The organism is Oceanobacillus sp. B139/18 (assembly GCF_055524595.1).
Map to the genome: position 1 here is coordinate 1 of NZ_JBVFXI010000011.1, position 20,018 is coordinate 20,018.

At 40.7% G+C, this 20,018-nt stretch carries 18 protein-coding genes; 6 read left to right on the top strand and 12 right to left on the bottom strand.

The window, feature by feature from the left end:
* Positions 1 to 711 precede the first annotated feature (711 nt).
* The 3 genes from ACZSMY_RS21235 to ACZSMY_RS21245 are packed head-to-tail and all read left to right on the top strand — an operon-like array spanning position 712 to position 2,550.
* Positions 712 to 1,032, top strand: coding sequence for a PadR family transcriptional regulator (locus ACZSMY_RS21235; protein ID WP_465148273.1), 321 nt, complete (start codon positions 712 to 714; stop codon positions 1,030 to 1,032).
* Entirely contained in the window at positions 1,025 to 1,582 is a 558-nt protein-coding gene (locus ACZSMY_RS21240) for a DUF1700 domain-containing protein (RefSeq protein WP_465148274.1), read from the top strand. The genes ACZSMY_RS21235 and ACZSMY_RS21240 overlap by 8 nt, the downstream gene beginning before the upstream one ends.
* Positions 1,579 to 2,550, top strand: a complete 972-nt coding sequence (locus ACZSMY_RS21245; RefSeq protein ID WP_193065056.1) for a DUF4097 family beta strand repeat-containing protein — start codon at positions 1,579 to 1,581, stop codon at positions 2,548 to 2,550. Before ACZSMY_RS21240 ends, ACZSMY_RS21245 begins: the two co-directional genes overlap by 4 nt.
* Positions 2,551 to 2,805: 255 nt before the next feature.
* Here ACZSMY_RS21245 and nikC read toward each other — a convergent pair whose 3' ends face one another.
* The 7 genes from nikC to ACZSMY_RS21280 form a co-directional block, all read right to left on the bottom strand.
* Positions 2,806 to 3,741: a nickel transporter permease gene (gene nikC, locus ACZSMY_RS21250; protein WP_042532501.1), complete on the bottom strand. Its 936-nt coding sequence runs from the start codon at positions 3,739 to 3,741 to the stop codon at positions 2,806 to 2,808.
* A gap of 13 nt (positions 3,742 to 3,754) precedes the next feature.
* Positions 3,755 to 4,756 carry an ABC transporter permease gene (locus ACZSMY_RS21255; RefSeq protein WP_042532499.1) on the bottom strand — a complete coding sequence of 334 codons (1,002 nt, stop codon included), beginning with the start codon at positions 4,754 to 4,756 and terminating at the stop codon, positions 3,755 to 3,757.
* A 172-nt stretch (positions 4,757 to 4,928) separates the two neighbouring features.
* Complete coding sequence (locus ACZSMY_RS21260; RefSeq protein ID WP_256705818.1) at positions 4,929 to 6,605, bottom strand: ABC transporter substrate-binding protein; 1,677 nt, start codon at positions 6,603 to 6,605, stop codon at positions 4,929 to 4,931.
* 235 nt (positions 6,606 to 6,840) lie between these two features.
* Positions 6,841 to 7,809, bottom strand: coding sequence for an ABC transporter ATP-binding protein (locus ACZSMY_RS21265; RefSeq protein ID WP_256705817.1), 969 nt, complete (start codon positions 7,807 to 7,809; stop codon positions 6,841 to 6,843).
* Positions 7,784 to 8,800: an ABC transporter ATP-binding protein gene (locus ACZSMY_RS21270; protein WP_256705816.1), complete on the bottom strand. Its 1,017-nt coding sequence runs from the start codon at positions 8,798 to 8,800 to the stop codon at positions 7,784 to 7,786. The genes ACZSMY_RS21265 and ACZSMY_RS21270 overlap by 26 nt, the downstream gene beginning before the upstream one ends.
* A 405-nt stretch (positions 8,801 to 9,205) precedes the next feature.
* Entirely contained in the window at positions 9,206 to 10,099 is an 894-nt protein-coding gene (locus ACZSMY_RS21275) for a ribokinase (RefSeq protein WP_193065060.1), read from the bottom strand.
* A 172-nt stretch (positions 10,100 to 10,271) separates the two neighbouring features.
* Positions 10,272 to 11,168, bottom strand: a complete 897-nt coding sequence (locus ACZSMY_RS21280) for a DMT family transporter (protein WP_042532489.1) — start codon at positions 11,166 to 11,168, stop codon at positions 10,272 to 10,274.
* A 489-nt stretch (positions 11,169 to 11,657) separates the two neighbouring features.
* Between ACZSMY_RS21280 and ACZSMY_RS21285 the strand changes: the two genes are divergently transcribed.
* On the top strand, positions 11,658 to 12,401 hold the full coding sequence (locus tag ACZSMY_RS21285; RefSeq protein WP_465148275.1) for an SDR family NAD(P)-dependent oxidoreductase: 744 nt from the start codon (positions 11,658 to 11,660) through the stop codon (positions 12,399 to 12,401).
* A gap of 173 nt (positions 12,402 to 12,574) precedes the next feature.
* Here ACZSMY_RS21285 and ACZSMY_RS21290 read toward each other — a convergent pair whose 3' ends face one another.
* Both ACZSMY_RS21290 and betB read right to left on the bottom strand, forming a co-directional pair.
* Positions 12,575 to 13,783: an iron-containing alcohol dehydrogenase gene (locus ACZSMY_RS21290; RefSeq protein WP_042532486.1), complete on the bottom strand. Its 1,209-nt coding sequence runs from the start codon at positions 13,781 to 13,783 to the stop codon at positions 12,575 to 12,577.
* Positions 13,784 to 13,846: 63 nt separating this feature from the next.
* Complete coding sequence (gene betB / locus ACZSMY_RS21295; protein ID WP_042532484.1) at positions 13,847 to 15,316, bottom strand: betaine-aldehyde dehydrogenase; 1,470 nt, start codon at positions 15,314 to 15,316, stop codon at positions 13,847 to 13,849.
* Between the two features lie 236 nt (positions 15,317 to 15,552).
* On the opposite strand from betB, the gene cudC reads away from it, so the two are divergent.
* Entirely contained in the window at positions 15,553 to 16,113 is a 561-nt protein-coding gene (gene cudC, locus ACZSMY_RS21300; protein WP_042532482.1) for a choline uptake/conversion transcriptional regulator CudC, read from the top strand.
* The gene (locus tag ACZSMY_RS21305) at positions 16,076 to 17,032 is read left to right on the top strand and encodes a glycine betaine ABC transporter substrate-binding protein (RefSeq protein ID WP_226895164.1); all 957 of its coding nucleotides are present in this window, start codon (positions 16,076 to 16,078) and stop codon (positions 17,030 to 17,032) included. The genes cudC and ACZSMY_RS21305 overlap by 38 nt, the downstream gene beginning before the upstream one ends.
* A 68-nt stretch (positions 17,033 to 17,100) precedes the next feature.
* Here ACZSMY_RS21305 and ACZSMY_RS21310 read toward each other — a convergent pair whose 3' ends face one another.
* The 3 genes from ACZSMY_RS21310 to ACZSMY_RS21320 all read right to left on the bottom strand — a co-directional run bounded on the left by ACZSMY_RS21310 (position 17,101) and on the right by ACZSMY_RS21320 (position 19,941).
* Complete coding sequence (locus ACZSMY_RS21310; protein WP_042532480.1) at positions 17,101 to 17,604, bottom strand: GNAT family N-acetyltransferase; 504 nt, start codon at positions 17,602 to 17,604, stop codon at positions 17,101 to 17,103.
* A gap of 220 nt (positions 17,605 to 17,824) precedes the next feature.
* Complete coding sequence (locus tag ACZSMY_RS21315; protein ID WP_175297038.1) at positions 17,825 to 17,992, bottom strand: hypothetical protein; 168 nt, start codon at positions 17,990 to 17,992, stop codon at positions 17,825 to 17,827.
* Between the two features lie 14 nt (positions 17,993 to 18,006).
* Positions 18,007 to 19,941 (bottom strand): aconitate hydratase, encoded by a 1,935-nt coding sequence (locus ACZSMY_RS21320; RefSeq protein WP_212929474.1) that lies wholly within the window; start codon positions 19,939 to 19,941, stop codon positions 18,007 to 18,009.
* Between the last annotated feature and the right edge of the window lie 77 nt (positions 19,942 to 20,018).

A 20,018-nucleotide genomic window follows, 5' to 3' on the forward strand; every position in this document is an offset into this window, starting at 1 on the left:
TATAAGCGAACTTTTATATAGTAACACATCTTTTAAATCGATGCAATTACTTTTTTAAATATATTTTTCAATCAATCTCTCAATCGCTCGTGCAATCAATCGACTTTTAATACTATAGCATGTCCTTTTCATTGTTGCAAGAAAAAATCATCCAAAAATTATAATCAAACTATTCTTTATAAATATAAGCACTTGTTCTTTCATTAATACAGATAACTTCTGTTCCCCATCGCAGCGAAGTCACTTACCCTCCATTCATCAATTCAGCTATCTTCTATATATAGATAGTAATTTCTCCCCAAAGGAAGATTTGAAAATCTTTTATTTTTTAATACTAGTTTTTCAGAAAATGCCTTATTTGAGACCAAAAGCGCAGTAACTCGTCCCGTCAAGACCGTTGGGACTGCGATTACTCGCCCCATCAAGGTCGTTTCTATTTGAAATGGAGAGGACGATTACCGGCTGTAAAGTTTTCTGTTTAAAAACGGGGCATTCTTTTTCCTTAAACGAAGTGCCCTAAAGCCAGTTACACTGCGATTAAAAATCTATCACATCAAATTCCTTTCTATAATAAGATAATTAAAGCACTACTTGTTATTGAATAGTACTAAACAACATGCTATAGTTAAATTTATCACGGAGAATTGTCCGTAAAAAACTCGCTGAATGAAGGTTCGTTTTATCAGCTTACCTATAAAGAAGGTGACTTTATTGAATGCACAATTTAAAAAAGGGGTTCTTGAACTTTGTGTACTAGTGCTCCTTGATAAGCAAGATTTCTATGGCTATGAATTGATTAAACGGATTACGAATAAAATTGAAATATCAGAAGGATCGGTTTATCCCGTATTACGCCGGATATTGAAACAGGGGTACTGTACAACCTATCTTAAAGAGTCTACAGAAGGACCAAGCAGAAAATATTATCATTTAACGGATGAAGGCAAAGGTTATCTCCTGGAGCTTAAAGAAGCATACGAGAATTTTACACGAGGCGTTGATTCGTTAATGAAGGAGGAAAGTAATGAATAAGTTAGACTTTTTAAAGGAACTCACGGTTTATTTACAAGACTTATCGTCACAAGAACAAGAAGAAATCATTCAAGACTTTGAAGAACATTTTGAAATGGGAAGAGCAGAAGGAAAAACGGATGAGGAAATAGTTCGCTCTCTGGGTTCTCCACAGCAGATTGCGAATGAACTACAATTCACGCAGCAATTTGAAAAAGTGCAAGTAAATCATAGTGAACAGAGTCACCTCCGGAGAACAGGCATCATCATAGGACTCTTTTTCTTCAATCTGATTATTGTCCTTGGTCCTTCTGTGGGTATTGCCGGAATTATTCTGGCTGCATGGGTAACTGCTTTTTCTTTTGTTGCCCAATTGCTGATAGCGGGCGTGCAATGGATTATCCACCCTGAATCATTTTATTTATTTGAATTATTTACTTCCATTACATTTGCCGGTTCTGGATTATTCATTTTTATAGCTGCAAATTATATTACAAATGCTTTTATCCGTCTATTTTCTAAATATATCGGGTTCAATGTCCGCCTGGCGAAAGGAGAAAGCCATTCATGATAAATGTAAAACGAATTATTATTTTAGCTGTTATCCTGCTTCTTATTGGAATTATCGGGATGGCTGCTACTTTTTCCTCTTACAAGGAATCTGCTTTCAATGAAGAATCAGAATCTATCCCTTTCGATGCTGATGAAATTACTGAGATTGAAGTCGATGCAGAAAATACACAAATCCGTCTCCAGCCGGCTCATGTCGAAGAGCCAATCGCTGAATATACGACAACGGGGAGAAAGAGTGAAACGCAAGAACTCAGCACCTCAGTTAATGGAGAAAAGCTAACGATTCAAATCAAAGAAACCTCCTTTCCCTTCTTTGATTTCGATTTTATGTTTCATTCAAATGCTGCATTAGATATTTTTGTTCCTGATGACATGATGGAGAAAATGGAAGTAAAAACAACGAATAGCAAAATAAATGCTGCTGATTTACAAATCGATGCGTTACAGCTTCATACAAGCAATGGAAAAATCGAAGGAGAGAACATAGAAACTTCCTTCCTCGATATACAATCATCTAATGGAAAGATAGAACTTCAAAATGTGCAGGGCGATACTAATTTAAACACCTCCAACGGGAAGATTACTTTAGAAAATATCGTTGGTGAGGTAACAGCAAATACGAATAACGGAAAAATCGAGCTTGCTTCTATACAAGGAAATACGAATGTGGAAACTACAAATGGAAAAGTAGAAGCGCAAGATATTTCCGGGGAAATGAAAGCCAAAACGAATAACGCAGCTATCCATATCGATACTGAAAGCTTCGATACTCCAATGGACCTGCAAACCAGTAATGGAAAAATCACGATTATTTCTGAACAGAAGCCTGAAAATGCCACCTTCGATTTACGGACGAATAACGGAAGAATTCGTGTATTCGATTCAAAGGATTGGGATGTCACGTACGGTGATGGAGAAACACTGATTAAAGCACGTACAAGTAATGGCGGAATCAACATTGAATAGAACTGCTCAGTTTAAATAAAAGCCCTCCTCTGCAAGGAAAGTCACATTTTCTAGAGCAGAGGAGGGCTTTTATTATACTTTTTATAAAACGAAATTTCACTCAGTGAGAGTTTTACGAACGGTTCTCCGCATAAACATTCTTCTCAAAGGCAGCTTATATATAGCAAAAACGATAACATAATGCCTGTCATAAAATACTTCTGCTTTACACATTACCAAGCATCGTTCTTAAACAAACACGAGCAAACAGCAGCATCAATTCCTCATTTTAGGATCCAGGACATCGCGCAAGCCATCCCCAACCAAGTTAAAACCAAGAACAACAAGCATAATAGAAACTCCTGGCATAATAAGCGTCCATGGGGCCAGCTGAATAAACTCTCTGGAACTGGCAAGCATTTGCCCCCATTCCGGTGTCGGAGGTTGGGCGCCGAGTCCGAGGAAACCAAGTGCTGCCGCTTCCAATATGGCAGTTCCAAATCCAAGCGTTGCCTGCACAATAATCGGCGTGATGCTATTCGGTAAAATATGATGAAAAATAATTCTGCCATTCTTCATTCCCTGTGCCTTAGCAGCCATAATGTACTCCTCTGCCCGTAAACTAATTACTCGGGAGCGCACAATCCTTCCGAATATAGGTATATTAATAATGGCAATCGCAATCAATGCATTTTGCAAAGAAGCACCAAGAATAGCAACAATGGCAATTGCAAGTAAAATACTTGGGAAGGCCAGCAGAATATCAAATATTCTGGAGATAATCATATCCACCCAGCGGCCGAAATAGCCGGCAATAATTCCAAGAAATGTCCCAAAAACCAGAGCACCTATTACTGCAAAAAAGCCAACCTGCAACGAAACCCTTGCTCCATATGCTATTCTGGTAAGTATATCTCTCCCCAAATCATCGGTCCCCATCCAATGCTCGCCAGAAGGAGGCAGCAGCCGGTTGGCCAGGTTTTGTTCATAATAAGAGTAGGAAGTAAGAAGCGGCGCAATAAGCGCAAGTATAAGAAAAAAGAGAATAATAATCATACCAGCCATGGCAAAACGATTTTTTCTCAAGCGCCTCCATGCATCTCTCCAAGGCGAGACAGTTTCTATCTGCTCCACATCCGGTCGGTCGTCTCTATTAACGGGGCTTGTTATTTGCTGTTCGATTTCTTCCGGCTTTCGTTCATCTAATTTCATCACAGCTTCCCCCCTAATAATTAATCCTTGGATCAATGATTTTATATAGAATATCTACAACAAGGTTAATGATGACGAAAATAAATGCAACAACTAAAATGCCAGATTGAATTACCGGGTAGTCTCGATAGCTTATTGCTTCAAATACATATCTCCCTATACCGGGCCAGCTGAAAATCGTTTCGGTTAAAATAGCTCCGCCTAATAAAACTCCTGTCTGTAAGCCAATAACCGTTAACACTGGTATCAATGCATTCTTTAATGCATGCTTGTATATGACAAGAAATTGTCCGGAGCCTTTTGCACGCACTGTACGAATATAATCCGACTTCATCACCTCCAGCATGCTCGACCTCGTCATTCTGGCAATAATCGCCATCGGAATGGTACCAAGCGCGATACTCGGCAGAATTAAATGCTTCAATATCGTCCCTGCTCTGGAAAAATCCAAATGAATGAAAGAATCAAGTACATATAAATAAGTTATAGGAGCAATCGGGTCCCTGTTGTCCTGCCTGCCATAAGCCGGAAACCATCCAAGTTCCTGCGCGAAAATCCATTGCTCCATTAGCGCAAGCCAAAAAACAGGTATAGAAACGCCAATTAAAGCAAATAACATCGCAAGAAAGTCAAACCAGGAATTCTGTTTCCAAGCGCTGATAATGCCTGCATTGACTCCTATAAAAATAGCAAAAAGCATAGCGAAAATAGTTAATTCAAATGTAGCAGCGATATACGGCCAGATTTCTGTAGATATTTCCGCATTGGAGCGCAGAGAAGTTCCCAAATCCCCCTGCAGCAGGTCTTTGACATATATTCCATATTGCGTCAGATAAGGTTCATTCAGTCCCATGCTTTCTTCCAAATTTGCGATGGCTGTTTGGTTAGCGGTTTCTCCGAGTATCACCTGAGCCGGGTTTCCTGGAATCAAATGAACAATGGAGAAGGTGATTAATGTCATTCCAATCAACACGGGAACCATCATTAATAATCGTCGGATAATATAGGAAACCATTATTTCACCTCTATTCTTCTTTATGTATGTGAAATGTAAACAGGAGACTCTCTCCAGAAAAATCTGGCCTCTTTTCCAATGAATCAGAAATACCATTATGATTGCTACCTGCTGATTGTAGGAAGAGGACAGAACGTTGACTGGCGAAAGAGTCTCCTTCATTTACTGCTAATTAATTTGCTAGCTCTACTTCTGCTAACGATTCACTTGTCGATGGATGCGGTACATAATTTTCTACAGCATTTGTTGTGGCAAGCACCGGTCTGGAATGCACTAAAGGAACCATTGGTGCGTCATCAGCAATAAGTTCCTGTGCCTGCTGGTAAAAGGACGCCCGTTCATCCTGGTCAATGGATAATTTCGCTTGATTTAAAAATTCATCCACTTCATCATTATCATAGAATTCCCGGTTGCTGCTTCCGACATTATCTCCATGCAATAAGCTGCTAAGGAAGTAATCCGGATCTCCATTTGTTCCTGACCAGCCCAGCATATACATTTGATGTTCGCCATTCATTGTTTTTTCCAAATATGGAGCCCACTCTTCTCTGACAATCGTAACGGTAATACCTACTTCCTCCAGGTTGTTCTGAATAATTTCCGAAACGGTCTCTGGATCAGGCATGTACGGTCTAGCTACAGGCATCGTCCATAATTCGATTTCCAATCCATCTGCATAACCGGCATCCTCCAACAGTTCCCTAGCCGTGTCCGGATCGTACTCAAAGCTCTCTACTTCATCGTTATATCCCATATAGCTAGGCGGTAGCGGAACGGACGCAGGAGTCGCATAGCCAGCATATAAAGCCTCCGCAATAGCCTCTTTATCGATGGCATGACTGACTGCATGTCTTAAATCTTTATTATCGAATGGCTCTTTTTGAACATTAAACCCTACATAGCCAATATTATTCTCAGCCCGCTCATAAAGCTCCAGCCCTTCATCTGCTTCCACGCCTGCTGCATCATCTGGATTCAATCCATCCATAATGTCGATTTCACCAGAACGCAGCGCAATCAAACGGGCAGCATTATCTGGAATGACTTCAAATACAACGCGATCGAGCTTCGGAAGTCCCTCTATACGATAATCATCAAATTTATCAAGTACAATGGAATCATCTTTTGCCCAGCTGACAAATTCAAATGGTCCTGTCCCAACAGGATTTTCGTTAATGGCTGGACCATATTCCTCCAGTGCCGCCGGGGAAGTAATCGGAAAATAAGTCATCGCCATATTCTGCAGGAAGAATCCCAGAGGCTGGCTTAACACAAATTCGATTTCATGATCATTTACTACATTGATCTCTTCAACAACATGATTCTCATCACCTAGAAACCCGCCAAACATCGTACCGTACATGGAATAGACATAGCCGTCATCAGCAAAAGCATACTCATGATCAGGATCTGCCCAGCGTTCAAAATTGACCTTGACTGCCTCGGCGTTAAACTCTGTTCCATCATGGAAGGTTACGCCCTCCTCTAAATAGAAAGTATAGCTTAACCCATCCTCAGAAACCTCCCAGTCATGGGCTAGTCCAGGCAGAACTTCAAAGGACTCCTTATCAAATTCCAAAAGGCTTTCGTAAATTTGCTTGGTAATACGTGAGGATTCTCCATCCGTGGTGCTTGCCGGGTCAAGACTTTCTGAATCTCCGCCCCGGGCGAATATCAACACCTGATCTCCTTCCGCATCTCCAGTATCCGCTTCTGCTTCTTCTGCAGCATCTGGATCACTGCCTTCTTCCGATTCTCCCCCATTTTGTCCGCCATCACCTGAACATGCTGCCAGTACCAAGAAAATGGCAAGCAGCCAGACAATAAAAATTGAGAACTTCAACTTCATTGCTTTCCCCCCTCATATTTTGTTAATTTATCATGAAGAATCGTCCGTAAAACTCCCGCTTCAAAATAAAAAGTAAAAATAAATTTGTTCAGGCGGTAATTCACGGCCGCTAACTCCCTGGATCAATCCACTCACAGCGATTTTCGATGGAACGAGTAATTGCTGTCCCATGCAGAAGAAAAACCTCCCGCTGCATGAAGTTTCGTTTTATAAGATTCATATTTTGTCATCCCGTTTATTTATATAAATGACAGGCAACAAAATGATTATCTTCCACAGGCTGAAAAGCCGGCCTTACTTCTTTGCAGATATCCATCGCTTGCGGACACCTTGTATGAAAAGCACACCCAGAAGGCGGGTTGGCAGGACTTGGTACATCCCCCTTCAAAATAATCCTGTTCCTCGGCATATCTGGATCAGGAAGCGGCACGGCAGAAAGCAGCGCCTGCGTATAAGGGTGTTTCGGATTATCATAGAGCTTGTTTTTCTCTGTAAGCTCAACCATTCTCCCTAAATACATCACACCGATGCGATCACTGATATGCTTGACCACACTTAAATCATGCGCAATAAAAATATAAGTCAAGTTAAATTCATCCCGCAGTTTTTCCATTAAATTAAGTATTTGTGATTGAATCGATACATCCAATGCGGAAACCGGCTCATCGCATATAACCAGTTTAGGATTGTTGGCAAGCGCCCTCGCGATGCCGATCCGCTGCCTTTGCCCTCCGCTGAATTGATGCGGATATCTTTTCGCATGATAAGGACTCAAGCCTACTACTTCTAAAAGTTCGCCTACTCTGTCCAGCCGCTGCTTTGCAGATGTCATTCCATGCACCAGCAATGGCTCACTAATTATTTTTTCTACCGTATGCCTCGGATTCAGAGAAGCGTAAGGGTCCTGAAATATAATTTGCATATCTTTTCGCAAACGGCGCATTTCGCTGTTCGTTAAGCTGGTTATATCCTGATCCTGAAATTTCACTTTGCCTTCTGTCGGTTCAATCAGGCGCAAAATGGACTTTCCTGTGGTGGATTTTCCACAGCCTGATTCTCCTACGATACCCAGGATTTCCCCTTCCATCACCGTAAAAGATACATCATCGACCGCCTTTACCTCGCCGACTTTTCTCCCTATAGGTCCACCTTTAATATCAAAATATTTCTTCAGACCATCAACTTCCAATATCGGCTTTTGCATGCTTTTTTACCTTCCCTTCTGTATCCTCATGTAAAAAGCATCTGCTCTGACGTTGATTACCCAAAGCATAAAGACCTGGATTCTCCTGAAAACAACGTTCAAAAGCAAATTCGCATCTTGGCGCAAAATGACATCCGACGCTGTTCATTTTTGGCTTCGGCACCACACCTGGAATGGAATATAATTGCTGTTCTCTTTCATGCATGTTAGGAAGTGACTTAATCAGTCCTTGCGTGTAGGGATGCTCGGGGTCTTTTAATATTTCTCTGGTTGTCCCTTCTTCAACTATTTGTCCGGCGTACATCACCACTACTCTGTCGCAGATTTCTGCAACAACGCCTAAATCGTGCGTAATCAGCAAAATAGCTGTATCTTCTTCCTTATTTAAATTTCGCATTAAATCTAAGATTTGCGCTTGAATCGTTACATCAAGCGCCGTGGTGGGCTCGTCTGCAATCAATAATTCCGGATCACAGGACATCGCCATCGCAATCATCACCCGCTGCCTCATCCCGCCGGATAACTGATGCGGGTACTCCCCTGCAACCTCGTCCGCTCTGGGTATGCCAACAAGCTGCAACATATCGACCGCTTTTTTTCGTGCTTCTTTTTTTGTTATTTTTTGATGCAGCCGAATCGCTTCAATAAGCTGATTCCCTATTGTAAATAATGGGTTGAGAGATGTCATTGGTTCTTGGAAGATCATGGATATTTCATTTCCCCGCAGCTTTTTCATTCGTTTCTCGGAAGCTTTTACAAGATTTTCTCCTTTAAAATTCATTTCCCCGCTTACAATTTTTCCTGGCGGGCTGGGAATCAGGTTCATTACCGAAAGTGAAGTGACACTTTTTCCGCTGCCTGATTCTCCAACAATCCCGACGACCTCCCCCTTATGGACTTTAATACTTACGCCGTTGACAGCAGGTATTTCTCCGCTCTCCGTAAAAAAATGGGTATGCAGCTCTTTTAGTTCGAGGACGATTTCTGCCATTCGTGTTCCTCCCGTTCTCATTTATAAAGTAAAACGACATTTATTTAGCTCTCTATAAGGAATGAAAATTTGATAAATGAATTAATAAAAATTTGAAGTTGTTCAAACTCGTGGAATTATTTATACTTTTTGGAATATTGCTATCACTAATTATACTGAAAAAAGATGTTTTTGCAAGCGTTTTCAAAAAATAAAATTAATATCTTTATTTACACATTAGAAAACTTGGCTGTCACCACGCCTTTAGATGACAACCTTAGTTACACTTATGCAGTAGGAAAGTTTATACTTTTTTAACTGTCAAAAAAAGCTGTCAGCATTTTACACTAAACAGCTCGATGATCGCTTCTTCCATAGAAGAAAATAACCTCTATTCTTTTTCACTCAATCGATTGAAATTTTCGCTTACCTGTCTGCTTCCTGCATTCTTTGGACAACTGCTGCCCTGGCAGGCATCCCTTCCTGCGCACCGCGTTTTTCTACTGCCAATGATGCGGCTGCATTCGCAAACAGAATGGCTTTTTCAATATTCTTTTCTTTTGCATATTCCGTAACAAAAGCACCATTAAACGTATCTCCTGCTCCGGTCGTATCTTTCACCTCTGCTTTAAAGGAAGGAACTTTTTTCTCTTCTCCATCTGACAGGGTAAATACAACACCATGCTCTCCTCTTGTTTCAATGATTTTCCCTTTTATCAAGGAAGTATCTATCGACTGCTTCATTTCCGAGAGTTCCAAATTATTAGGTGTTAAAAATGCTGCCTTCTCTGCCACTGTCTCTGAAATATCAGCAAATGGCGCCGGATTAATAACTACAGGAATCTGATGCTCATACGCAAGGTTTACCGTAAATTCAATGGTTTCCATCGGTATTTCAAATTGCATTAAAATAATATCGCTGGACAGAATTATATCTTGTTTCTCTTGTATCAGATCAGGTGTGACATATTTATTGGCACCCGGGGCAACAATAATTCGATTATCCCCGTCCGAAACAATAATGGAGGCAACGCCGGTAGATTCATGAGGAACAGCAATAATTGCTTCGTTATCTGCACCTTCGTTTCGGAAACGTTCTTTTAAGCTTTTTCCAAAAGCATCCTCACCAACGGCTCCTACCATAACAACATCTGCTCCCAGTCTGGCTGCTGCAATCGCTTGGTTTGCTCCTTTGCCGCCGGGATAGGTTGTAAACGATTCACCAAGAACCGTTTCCCCCTGTTCAGGTACTTTATCTGTTGTTGTCACCATGTCCATATTGATGCTTCCAACAACACAGACTCTTGGACTTCTTTTCATCTCATTCACTCCTCGTATCAAAACTTCCTCGTTAGGGCGGATAAACGAAATGAAAGACTATCCGCTCACTCATTTTACCGTAGATTAACTGGTTATAAAAGCCGCGGGAAGGAAATGACACCCTATCTATCATGGTGAACCGATCGTAACCTCCGCCGAGCGAAGTTTGACTTTACAGGCTTTCCGGTTCTTTTGGTACTGCTTGTTTCGAACCGCCCTGTAATCGCAGGAAGTAAAATATTCCGGCAATAATTAGTACGCCGCCTATCATTTCCACCGAAGTAAGCACCTCATTCAAAAGAATAACAGCCAGTATGGAAGCACCGATTGGCTCTCCTAATGTACTCATTGAAACTGTTGTTGTATTAACATAGTTTAATAGCAGATTAAAAATAATATGTGCCCCGGTCGGAAAAATAGCAAGCATCAGGAAAACCATCCAATCATTCCCACTATAGCCAGTGAAAGCTATTCCGCCTATCAGATTAAACACGGCTACAGTAATCCCTGCCACCAAAAATACTAAAAAGCTGTACACCCAGTGATTGATAGATTTTACATTTCGTTGACCGATCATTAAATACAGCACTACAGAAACGACAGCAAGAAAAGATAAAATATTTCCTAGCAAGGCTCCGCTGCCGCCGCCAAAACTTCCGCCTCCGACAACAACCACGCCGGCAAATGCAATCCCCATTGCTGCCACGGTACGGATATCTATTTTTTCTTTAAAGAAAACCAGACCTCCAACCAAAGCAATTGCAGGCTGCAGTGCCAATATCAAGGTAGAGCTTGCCACCGTCGTATGATTTAATGATTCGAACCATAATCCAAAGTGACCCGCTAGAAAGATTCCGGCAAAGGAAATAGCTGCCCATTCTTTTCTTTTAATCTTTAAAAAGGATTTTCGGTATTTGTACACGATAGGAAGAATTAACAAACAAGCTAAAAACATCCGATACATTACCATAATGGTAGAAGGTGCATCCGATAATTTTACAAAGATCGCTGATAAGGATATGCAAATAATTGATACTACTAAAAGGATATTAATGGTTCCTTGTTTCAATGATTATCCCTCCTCTGAGAGTGATTTTTATTTTGTTAAGAAGAGATTCGAGTATTTCTATTTCGAAGCCGGCTCTTATATTTACAACAAAAATGAAACAATTACCGGATAATGCTAGCATGATGACATAGATATTTACTAACTACTCAACCACATAAAGTAATACATGTTTTTTTATTGACATACCTAATAAAATCAGGCGACGATTAAGTACATATCACCTGATTTTTTATAGTATTTCATATTAATAAAATTATTTAAAAACTTCGTGTTAGTATTTTCCTATACTTTATCTTATAAATAAATATTTTAAAACCTTTTTATAAAAAATTCAATAAAATTCAAAATAACGGTTAGGATTCTGCTAATATAAAGGATTCGTCTATCTGATTATTAGCCCCATCTCTCTCGGCTAAGTAGATGCATTTTTACTAATAGACAAACTGTGATAAATTCAAATAGAAAGCAATCAACATTAAAGGAGAAATTATGCCAAATTTAAAAGATCAAGTTGTATTAATAACTGGAGCAAATCGTGGGCAAGGGAAAGGTATCGTCCAACACTTCGCTTCTCTTGGTGCAAAAGTTATCGTAGGGGCAAGAAACTTTGAGGATGCGAAGGCTCTCTCCTGCGAAATGGGGCAAAGCAAGAGTCTTCCTGTCCAATTAGATGTAACAAAAGAAACAGATTGGGCAGCAGCCATTGAAACTGTTATTCAAGCCTATAATAAAATAGATGTACTGGTGAACAATGCAGGTATATTCATTAAAAAACCTTTATTAGAGACGACTGCAGAGGATTTTCATCAGTTGATCCAGGTGAATCAGCTCGGTGTCTTTATGGGGATAAAGGCAGTCGCACCCTACATGGAGACACAGCAAAAAGGATCCATTATTAATAATGGATCTATCTCTGCTTTTTCTCCAATCAATGATGCAGCGGCTTATGCAGCTTCCAAAGCAGCAGTGTCCAATCTTTCACAATCTGCTGCCATCGAATTAGGACCAAAAGGAATCAGAGTTAATTCGATTCATCCAGGTGTTATTCAAACAAATATGGTGAGTGACAGCAATCTAGAGGTGAACGAAGCTGAGGCTATCCCATTAAAAAGACTCGGTCACCCCAACGATATCGCAAAGGTAGCTGCTTTTCTCGCTTCGGATGAAAGTGCTTATTGTAATGGTGCTGAAATTGTGGTAGATGGAGGGCTTACACTGGGAACCAATATTTAACCGTTGGCTTGCAAGGAGTAATTTAAAGGGTAATGATGTCGCTTCATTCCATATAAAAACAGAGAGACTTTTCAGCTCTCTCTGTTTTCTTCAAATTACTCTAAAATATTCTGTTTTCTATGTAAAACCTCCAACGTAATCCTGCTGCTGTTGGAGGTTCTTCTTAAAAAATATTATATTGTTTTTTCAACCTGGTTGAAGCAGCGGCCATAAATCCATTTATAACCTTCTTCATTCAAGTCTCTCGGATTCCCAATTGTTTGCGGATCTTTCATTGCTTCTTTCGCAAGACGGTCGGTCATATCTGGTGATACGCCTTGTTCTTCTAGGCTGGGAACCTCTAAATCTTCTACCAATTGATAAACTTCATTCACAGCTGCTTTAGCTGCCTCTTCCTCCGTCAAATTAAATGTATTGATACCTAGCCCTTTAGCAATACGTGCAAATTTCGCTGGGTGACCTTTCCAATTATATTCCATAACAGGGCCCATCATCGCTGCGACAGCCTGACCATGCGCTACTGGAATGATTCCTCCAAGTGTTTGCGACATCGCATGTGCTGCCCCTGCTGATTCACTGCCATAGGATAACCCTGCTAACATCGCAGCTTGTGCCATCCCGTAGCGTGCTTCCAGATCATTTCCATCTGAATACGCTCGTCGAATATATTTACCGACGTATTCTATCGCAAGTAATGCTGCAGCATCTGTCACCGGCTGGGCATAATGCATGGTATAACACTCGATGGCATGTGCTAACGCGTCAATCCCAGTCATTGCTGTTACATGCGGTGGCATCGAAACATGCAGCTCTGGATCAATAATTGTTAAATAAGCAGCAATCAATGGTCCGCCTGTATTAAATTTAAATTCTCTTTCTTCATCTGTAATAACAGCCCATTGCGTTACTTCCGAGCCTGTTCCAGCTGTTGTTGGAATTGTTGTTAGCGGAGGTATGCGATTTTCTAACGGTTTTTTCCCATCCGCTGCTTCGTAATCCAGTACGCTTCCATCATGGGTCGCTTCTACACCGATTCCTTTAGCAGTATCCATTGAGCTGCCTCCGCCCACTGCTACAAGTCCATTACAGTCTTCCGATTTATATAAACTGGACCCTTCTGCAATCAAACGCACTGGAGGATTCGGCTCTACTTTGTTGAATAGAACAACTTCTATGCCGGCATTCTTCAAAGATGCTTCAATCGGCGCAGTCACACCTGCCTGATAAATCCCCGGGTCTGTTACTAATAAAGCTTTTGTAACTCCCAAGTTTTTTACCTCTTCCCCAACATGTTTTATCGCGCCGATTCCATGTTTTATCGCTGTTGGTAATTCAAATTGATGAAATTTATGCATATGCTCTACTTTCATATGAAGACTCATTGTACATTCCTCCAAAAACGTATTTAATATCTATTTCATTATCAAAATCATATTCTACTATCCTCAAAACCAATTTATCGGTTCTGGATTTATATTATGGTAAACATGCTTTGTTTCCTGATATTCTTCTAGGCCAAGTTTGCCTAATTCCCTGCCGATGCCTGACTGCTTGAAGCCTCCCCATGGAGCATGCGGAAAGTATACATTAAAATCATTAATCCATACTGTACCCATCCGCATGTTAGCAACACATCGCTCTGCTTTCGCAATATCTTTTGTCCAGACCCCGCCAGCTAATCCATAAATAGAATCATTTGCGAGACGGATAGCTTCTTCCTCATTACGAAATGTTTCTATCGTAATAACCGGACCGAACCCTTCATGCTGTACAACATTCATTTCCGTTGTACATCCAGTCAAGACGGTTGGTAAATAGAAAAAGCCATTTTGCAGTGCTGGTTCATCAGGACGAGTTCCTCCAACCGCAACCTTTGCGCCTTCTTTCACGCCATTATTTACATAGGCCATCACTTTTTCTAAATGTATTTTTGAAATTAACGGTCCCATTTGCGTATTCTTATCAAAACCACTGCCTAACCGAATCTTTCTCACACGTTCCACCAATTCCTCAACAAACGCATCGTGAATACTTTCCTCCACAATAATGCGTGTTCCTGCTGAGCATATTTGTCCTGCATGGAAGAATACCGCATTCAATGCCTGATCAACTGCGGTTTCAAAATTTGCATCAGCAAAAATAACATTGGGATTTTTTCCGCCAAGCTCTAAAGCTAACTTTTTCACATTGGAGCTGGCTGACCGCATAATACGTTTCCCTGTTTCAATCCCGCCTGTAAAAGAAATCAAGTCCACATCTTCATTGATGGCTAACTCCTCTCCAACCGTTGCTCCAGCTCCCAATACAAGATTAACCACTCCTTTTGGCACGCCTGCTTCTTCCATGAGTTCAAATACTTTAATGGTTGTTAAAGGAGTAATTTCACTCGGCTTCATAATTAATGTATTTCCTGCAACAAGCGCAGGAGCTAATTTCCAGGAAGCCTGTAATAAAGGATAGTTCCACGGAGTAATTTGTCCACATACACCGACAGGTTCTTTGACTACCTTGCTGATGGTATGCGGGACGGGTGAATCAATTATTTCACCGCCATCTTTATCTGCTGATTCTGCATAATACCGAAATACGCCGGCAATATCATCCATATCGCCTCTGCTCTCTTCCACTGTTTTTCCAGTATCGAGCGATTCTAATTCTGCTAATTCTTCCTTATCTCTTTCTATCAGTGCTGCAATATCACGAACGATATTTCCCCGTTCAGTTGCTGAAGTCGCTGACCAATCACCTTGGTCAAAAACATTTCTAGCTGCAGCAACGGCCATTTTAGCATCTTCTTCATTACCTTCTGCAACAAGCGCAATGACTTCCTGATTAAAAGGGTTAATTATTTCTCTTGTCTCTCCAGAGAGGGCAAGCACCCATTCCCCATTGATATATTGTTTGCTGGTATCCAAATGAGTTCCTCCTAACTTACGTTAACTTTGTTAAGAAAAAATTTAACGTTTTGAACAAATTTAATAATAACGAATAAAATTAATCCTGTCAAACGAACCCATTTTCTTCTTATATGTAAAAATTATATTGCTTCTGAATCCACGAATCATTTGACAAATTTATTTATTTTACTATCATTAAGTTTGTTAAGAAAAAATTTAACTTTATGGACATTGATCTGTAGGAGGTCATTATTTTGAACAATCCCCATGACGAGAGGGCAAGAGAACAAATAGAAGAGGCAAAAGATCAGGTTATTCAATCGATATCGGAAACGATGGACTTATACGGTGTAACACCAGCTGCCGGTAAAATATATGCAACGATGTATTTTGAAAATCAAATGAATTTGGATGAAATGCGGGAAGAGCTTGGTATGAGCAAGCCTAGTATGAGCACCAATGTACGCCATCTCCAGCAAATTGGAATGGTAAAAAAGAAATTCCAGCGTGGTTCCAGAAAACATACCTATACTGCGGAGAAAAATTTCTTTCATTCCTTTATGGCCTACTTCTGCCAAATGTGGGAACGGGAAGCAAATACAAATATGGAAGCTATCCATCAGGCTGAAAAACCACTTCTTGAAATTATTCATGATGAGCATGTTTCTGACAGCTTCAAAGAAGAAGCTAGACATCATTATGAATTATTAAACCAGTCCAAGGTTTATTACAACTGGCTGGATCAGTTGGTACACAGTATTCGATCCGAAGAAATTTTTGAGTTTTTACCAAAGGACACATCCCAAAAAGACTAAGAGGAGAGATACCATCTTTAACTTTCAAAAACAACCTATAAATATTCTCATTATCACAGCAATTTCGATTCTATTATTAAGTGCATGCGGCGGAAATACATCGAACGAATCCGCGGCAGAAGATGATAACCCCAACAGCCTCGATATGGGCCAAATCAGCTGGGAAGAAAATATCGCAATTACAAATATGTGGAAATTCATTCTAGAAGAAGAAGGTTATGAAGTAAACTTGCATTTATTAGATATCGGGACGCAAATGGCGGCACTTGAAAATGATGAGCTGGATATCAGTCCTGAAATATGGCTGCCTGTTCAAGATGCAGAATATGTAGCACAATATGAAGATGCTATTAATTTCTCAGAAGAAACTTGGTATGATAATGCAAAAGTTGGTTTAGTCGTACCGGCTTATATGGATTATTTGGATAGTATAGAAGATTTAAATGCGAATAAGGAAAGTTTAAATGGAGAAATAACTGGATTCGATGCCGGAGCAGGCACGATGTTAGTAGTGGAAGAAGCAATGGAAGCATACGAGCTGGATTATGAGCTCACGGCCAGCTCCGAACCCGCTATGCTGACCGCGTTACAACAGGCCATCACTAATGAAGAGGATATTGTTGTGCCGTTATGGAACCCACATCGTGTATTTTCAGAAATGGACTTAAAATATTTAGACGACCCTCAAAATATCTTTGGAGAGGCTGAAAAAATTCATCACGCAACCCGCCAAAATTTTCATGAGGATTATCCAGAAGTCGATCAATGGTTGAAAAATTGGAAAATGGATGATGAACAAATTGGTGAATTGATGAGCTACGTCAGTGAGGCTGAAAATGAAGGAAAAGAAGCGCTGGAAGGTGCTGAAAAATGGGTGAATGATAATCGAAATCTTGTGAATCAATGGCTGGAAAAATAACTCGATATGAAGCAGTCTGATGGGAATTCCAATCAGACTGCTTCATTTTATCAATGCAACTATTGATTTTAAAAGCTTAATTGATAATAAACAAAAGTAAGAGGCTTTCCTTCATAAGCCGTGTCTTCCCTGTTTATTTCCTCAAACCCTTTCTTTTCCAACACTTTCTGAGAAGCTATATTCTCTGCGGTGGTTTGCGCCTTGATCCCCTTTAATCTTAATGTTTTCTCTGCCTCCACTTTGAGAAGCTCAACTGCCTTTCCTGCTATCCCTTTTCCTGTATGAGCTTCACCAACTCGATATCCTAAAAAGCCGATTTTCTGTGAAGGACAAATATCTGTTAAGTTAACTCTCCCCAAAATTTCTCCGTCCGCATCCTTGATCAGAAAAAAATAAGATTTACTATCTGCCTGTTCCTTCAGCAATTCACGTAGTCTGTCATGAAAGTAATCCTTTTGGTAAAACGCTTCTCCACGGGAAGGAACAAATTTTTCAAAGTACTTTCTATTATGTAATTCAAATGTATAAAGCTTATCCTCATCTTCTATTTGCAGCGGAGCAATATGTATCATCTAACAGACACCCTCTTCTGTATCCGACGGTATATATGACCTAGATACTTTTTTCATATATTATTTCACACGAACACCATGTTGTCGACAGGATATGAAATCTTGTTATTCCTGAGTGGAAAGAAATATATTTTAAAATAACCGGGCTGATGATTTTATATACAAAAACAGTCGAAGCAGTGGCTGTATCAAGAAACAGCACTGCTCCGACTGTTTATTATTAATCAATGACCCTGTGGTTCTCATCGACTTGAAGCTTTTCCGTCTTCTCCACAGCGGCAACAAATCCATCACCATGACAAACGGTGCAAGTATACTGCCACTGCTCATCATCTCTTAATAAACCTGTTCCTTCACAAGCTTTACAAGCATGTTCCTGAGATCCCATTGCTGACTTCCTTTCTATTGTTTTTCTTTAATCCAATTAATAATTCCGCCGGCCAGCAGAATTTCAAGATGACGTTTAGTAAGGTCATGCTGCACAGCAATCGTACGTTCTGTCCCTTTCAGCTTAATATCAAAGGTGTGCTGATTTTGAATCGTTTGATGGATTTGGCGAAATTCGAGCACATCCTCCTGCCGAACCAAATCATAGTCTTCCTCATTGACAAACGTTAATGGTAAAATACCGAAATTAATCAAGTTCTGCAGATGAATACGGGCAAAGTCTTTAACAAGTACGACCTTTAATCCTAGATAACGCGGTGCGAGCGCCGCATGCTCCCGGCTCGAACCTTGTCCGTAGTTAAAACCTGCAACAACCATATGACCGCCGTCATCACGTTGTTTCATTGCCGTTTCGTAATAATCATCATCAATGATTTCAAATGCAAAGGTACTGATTTTTTGAATATTACTGCGGTATGGCAAGACGCGTGAACCGCCGGCAAGGATTTCATCTGTTGAGATGTTATCATTCATTTTCAGTAATATAGGAACATCAAAGTTATCCTCAATCGGATCAAAATCTGGGATAGTCGTGATATTTGGCCCTTTTTCTAAATCAATTTGACTATTATCCTTCGGCGGCACTTCCAGCATACCCTTTGTGGAAAAAGTAGTCGGTTCTTTTATTTTCGGATAAGACATATCCAATGTTCTTGGGTCTGTAATAACTCCCGTTAATACAGAAGCAGCAGCTGTTTCCGGACTGCATAGGAACACACTGTCTTCTCTTGTCCCGGACCGTCCTGGGAAATTTCGGGGTGTCGTCCGTAAACTATTCTTACCCGTAGCCGGAGCCTGCCCCATACCAATACAGCCGTTGCATCCTGCCTGATGCATACGGGCACCGGCTGCCAGCAGATTCGCAATATGCCCGTTTTCAACAAGCTGCTCCAGCAGTTGACGGGAAGTTGGATTAATATCCAGAGAAGTACCGTTTGCGATTTGCTTTCCCTTCACAATTTCACTGGCAATCGCAAAATCGCGGTATCCCGGGTTAGCAGAAGAACCGATGTAAGACTGATAGATGTCTTCTCCGGCAACTTCCATAACAGGCACTACATTCCCCGGACTGGACGGTTTTGCAATTAACGGTTCCAACGCAGATAAATCAATTTCTTCATGTTCATCGTAATCCGCTCCATCATCTGCTTTTAATTCAATCCATTCGTCTTCGCGCCCTTGTGTTTTTAGAAAATGTTTAATTTCTTTATCTGACGGAAATACTGTGGCGGTCGCTCCAAGCTCTGCTCCCATATTGGCAATCACATGCCGATCCATAGCAGATAATTCCTTCACACCTGGTCCATAATATTCAAGGATTTTTCCGACACCGCCTTTTACGCCATGGCGGCGCAGCATTTCTAAAATAACGTCCTTGGCGCTGACCCAATCAGGCAATTTTCCTGTTAATTCAATTCCCATAACCCGCGGCATTTTCACATAATAAGGTTCACCGGCCATTGCCATCGTGACGTCAATTCCGCCCGCTCCCATAGCCAGCATGCCCATACATCCATTGGCACATGTATGACTGTCTGAACCTAATAAGGTTTTCCCGGGGCGTGCCAGCTGCTGCATATGGACAGGATGACTGACACCGTTTCCAGGCCTGCTGTAATAAATGCCGAATTTCTGTGCCGCACTCCGTAAAAATAGATGGTCATCTGCATTCCGAAAATCTTCCTGAATCAGGTTATGGTCCACGTACTGTGCCGATGCCTCTGTCTTCACTTTATCAATGCCCATCGCTTCCAATTCCAGCATCACCATGGTACCTGTCGCGTCCTGTGTCAACGTCTGGTCAATTTTTAAACCAATCTCTTCTCCGGGCTTCATCTCTCCTGACAGCAAATGATCTTGAATTAATTTTTGCGCTGCATTAAGCTGCATGTTGCTTCCTCCTTATAATATACTGTCCTGATTAGAATATGCTTATATAGTAATTATTACACGTAGCAAATGAAGTT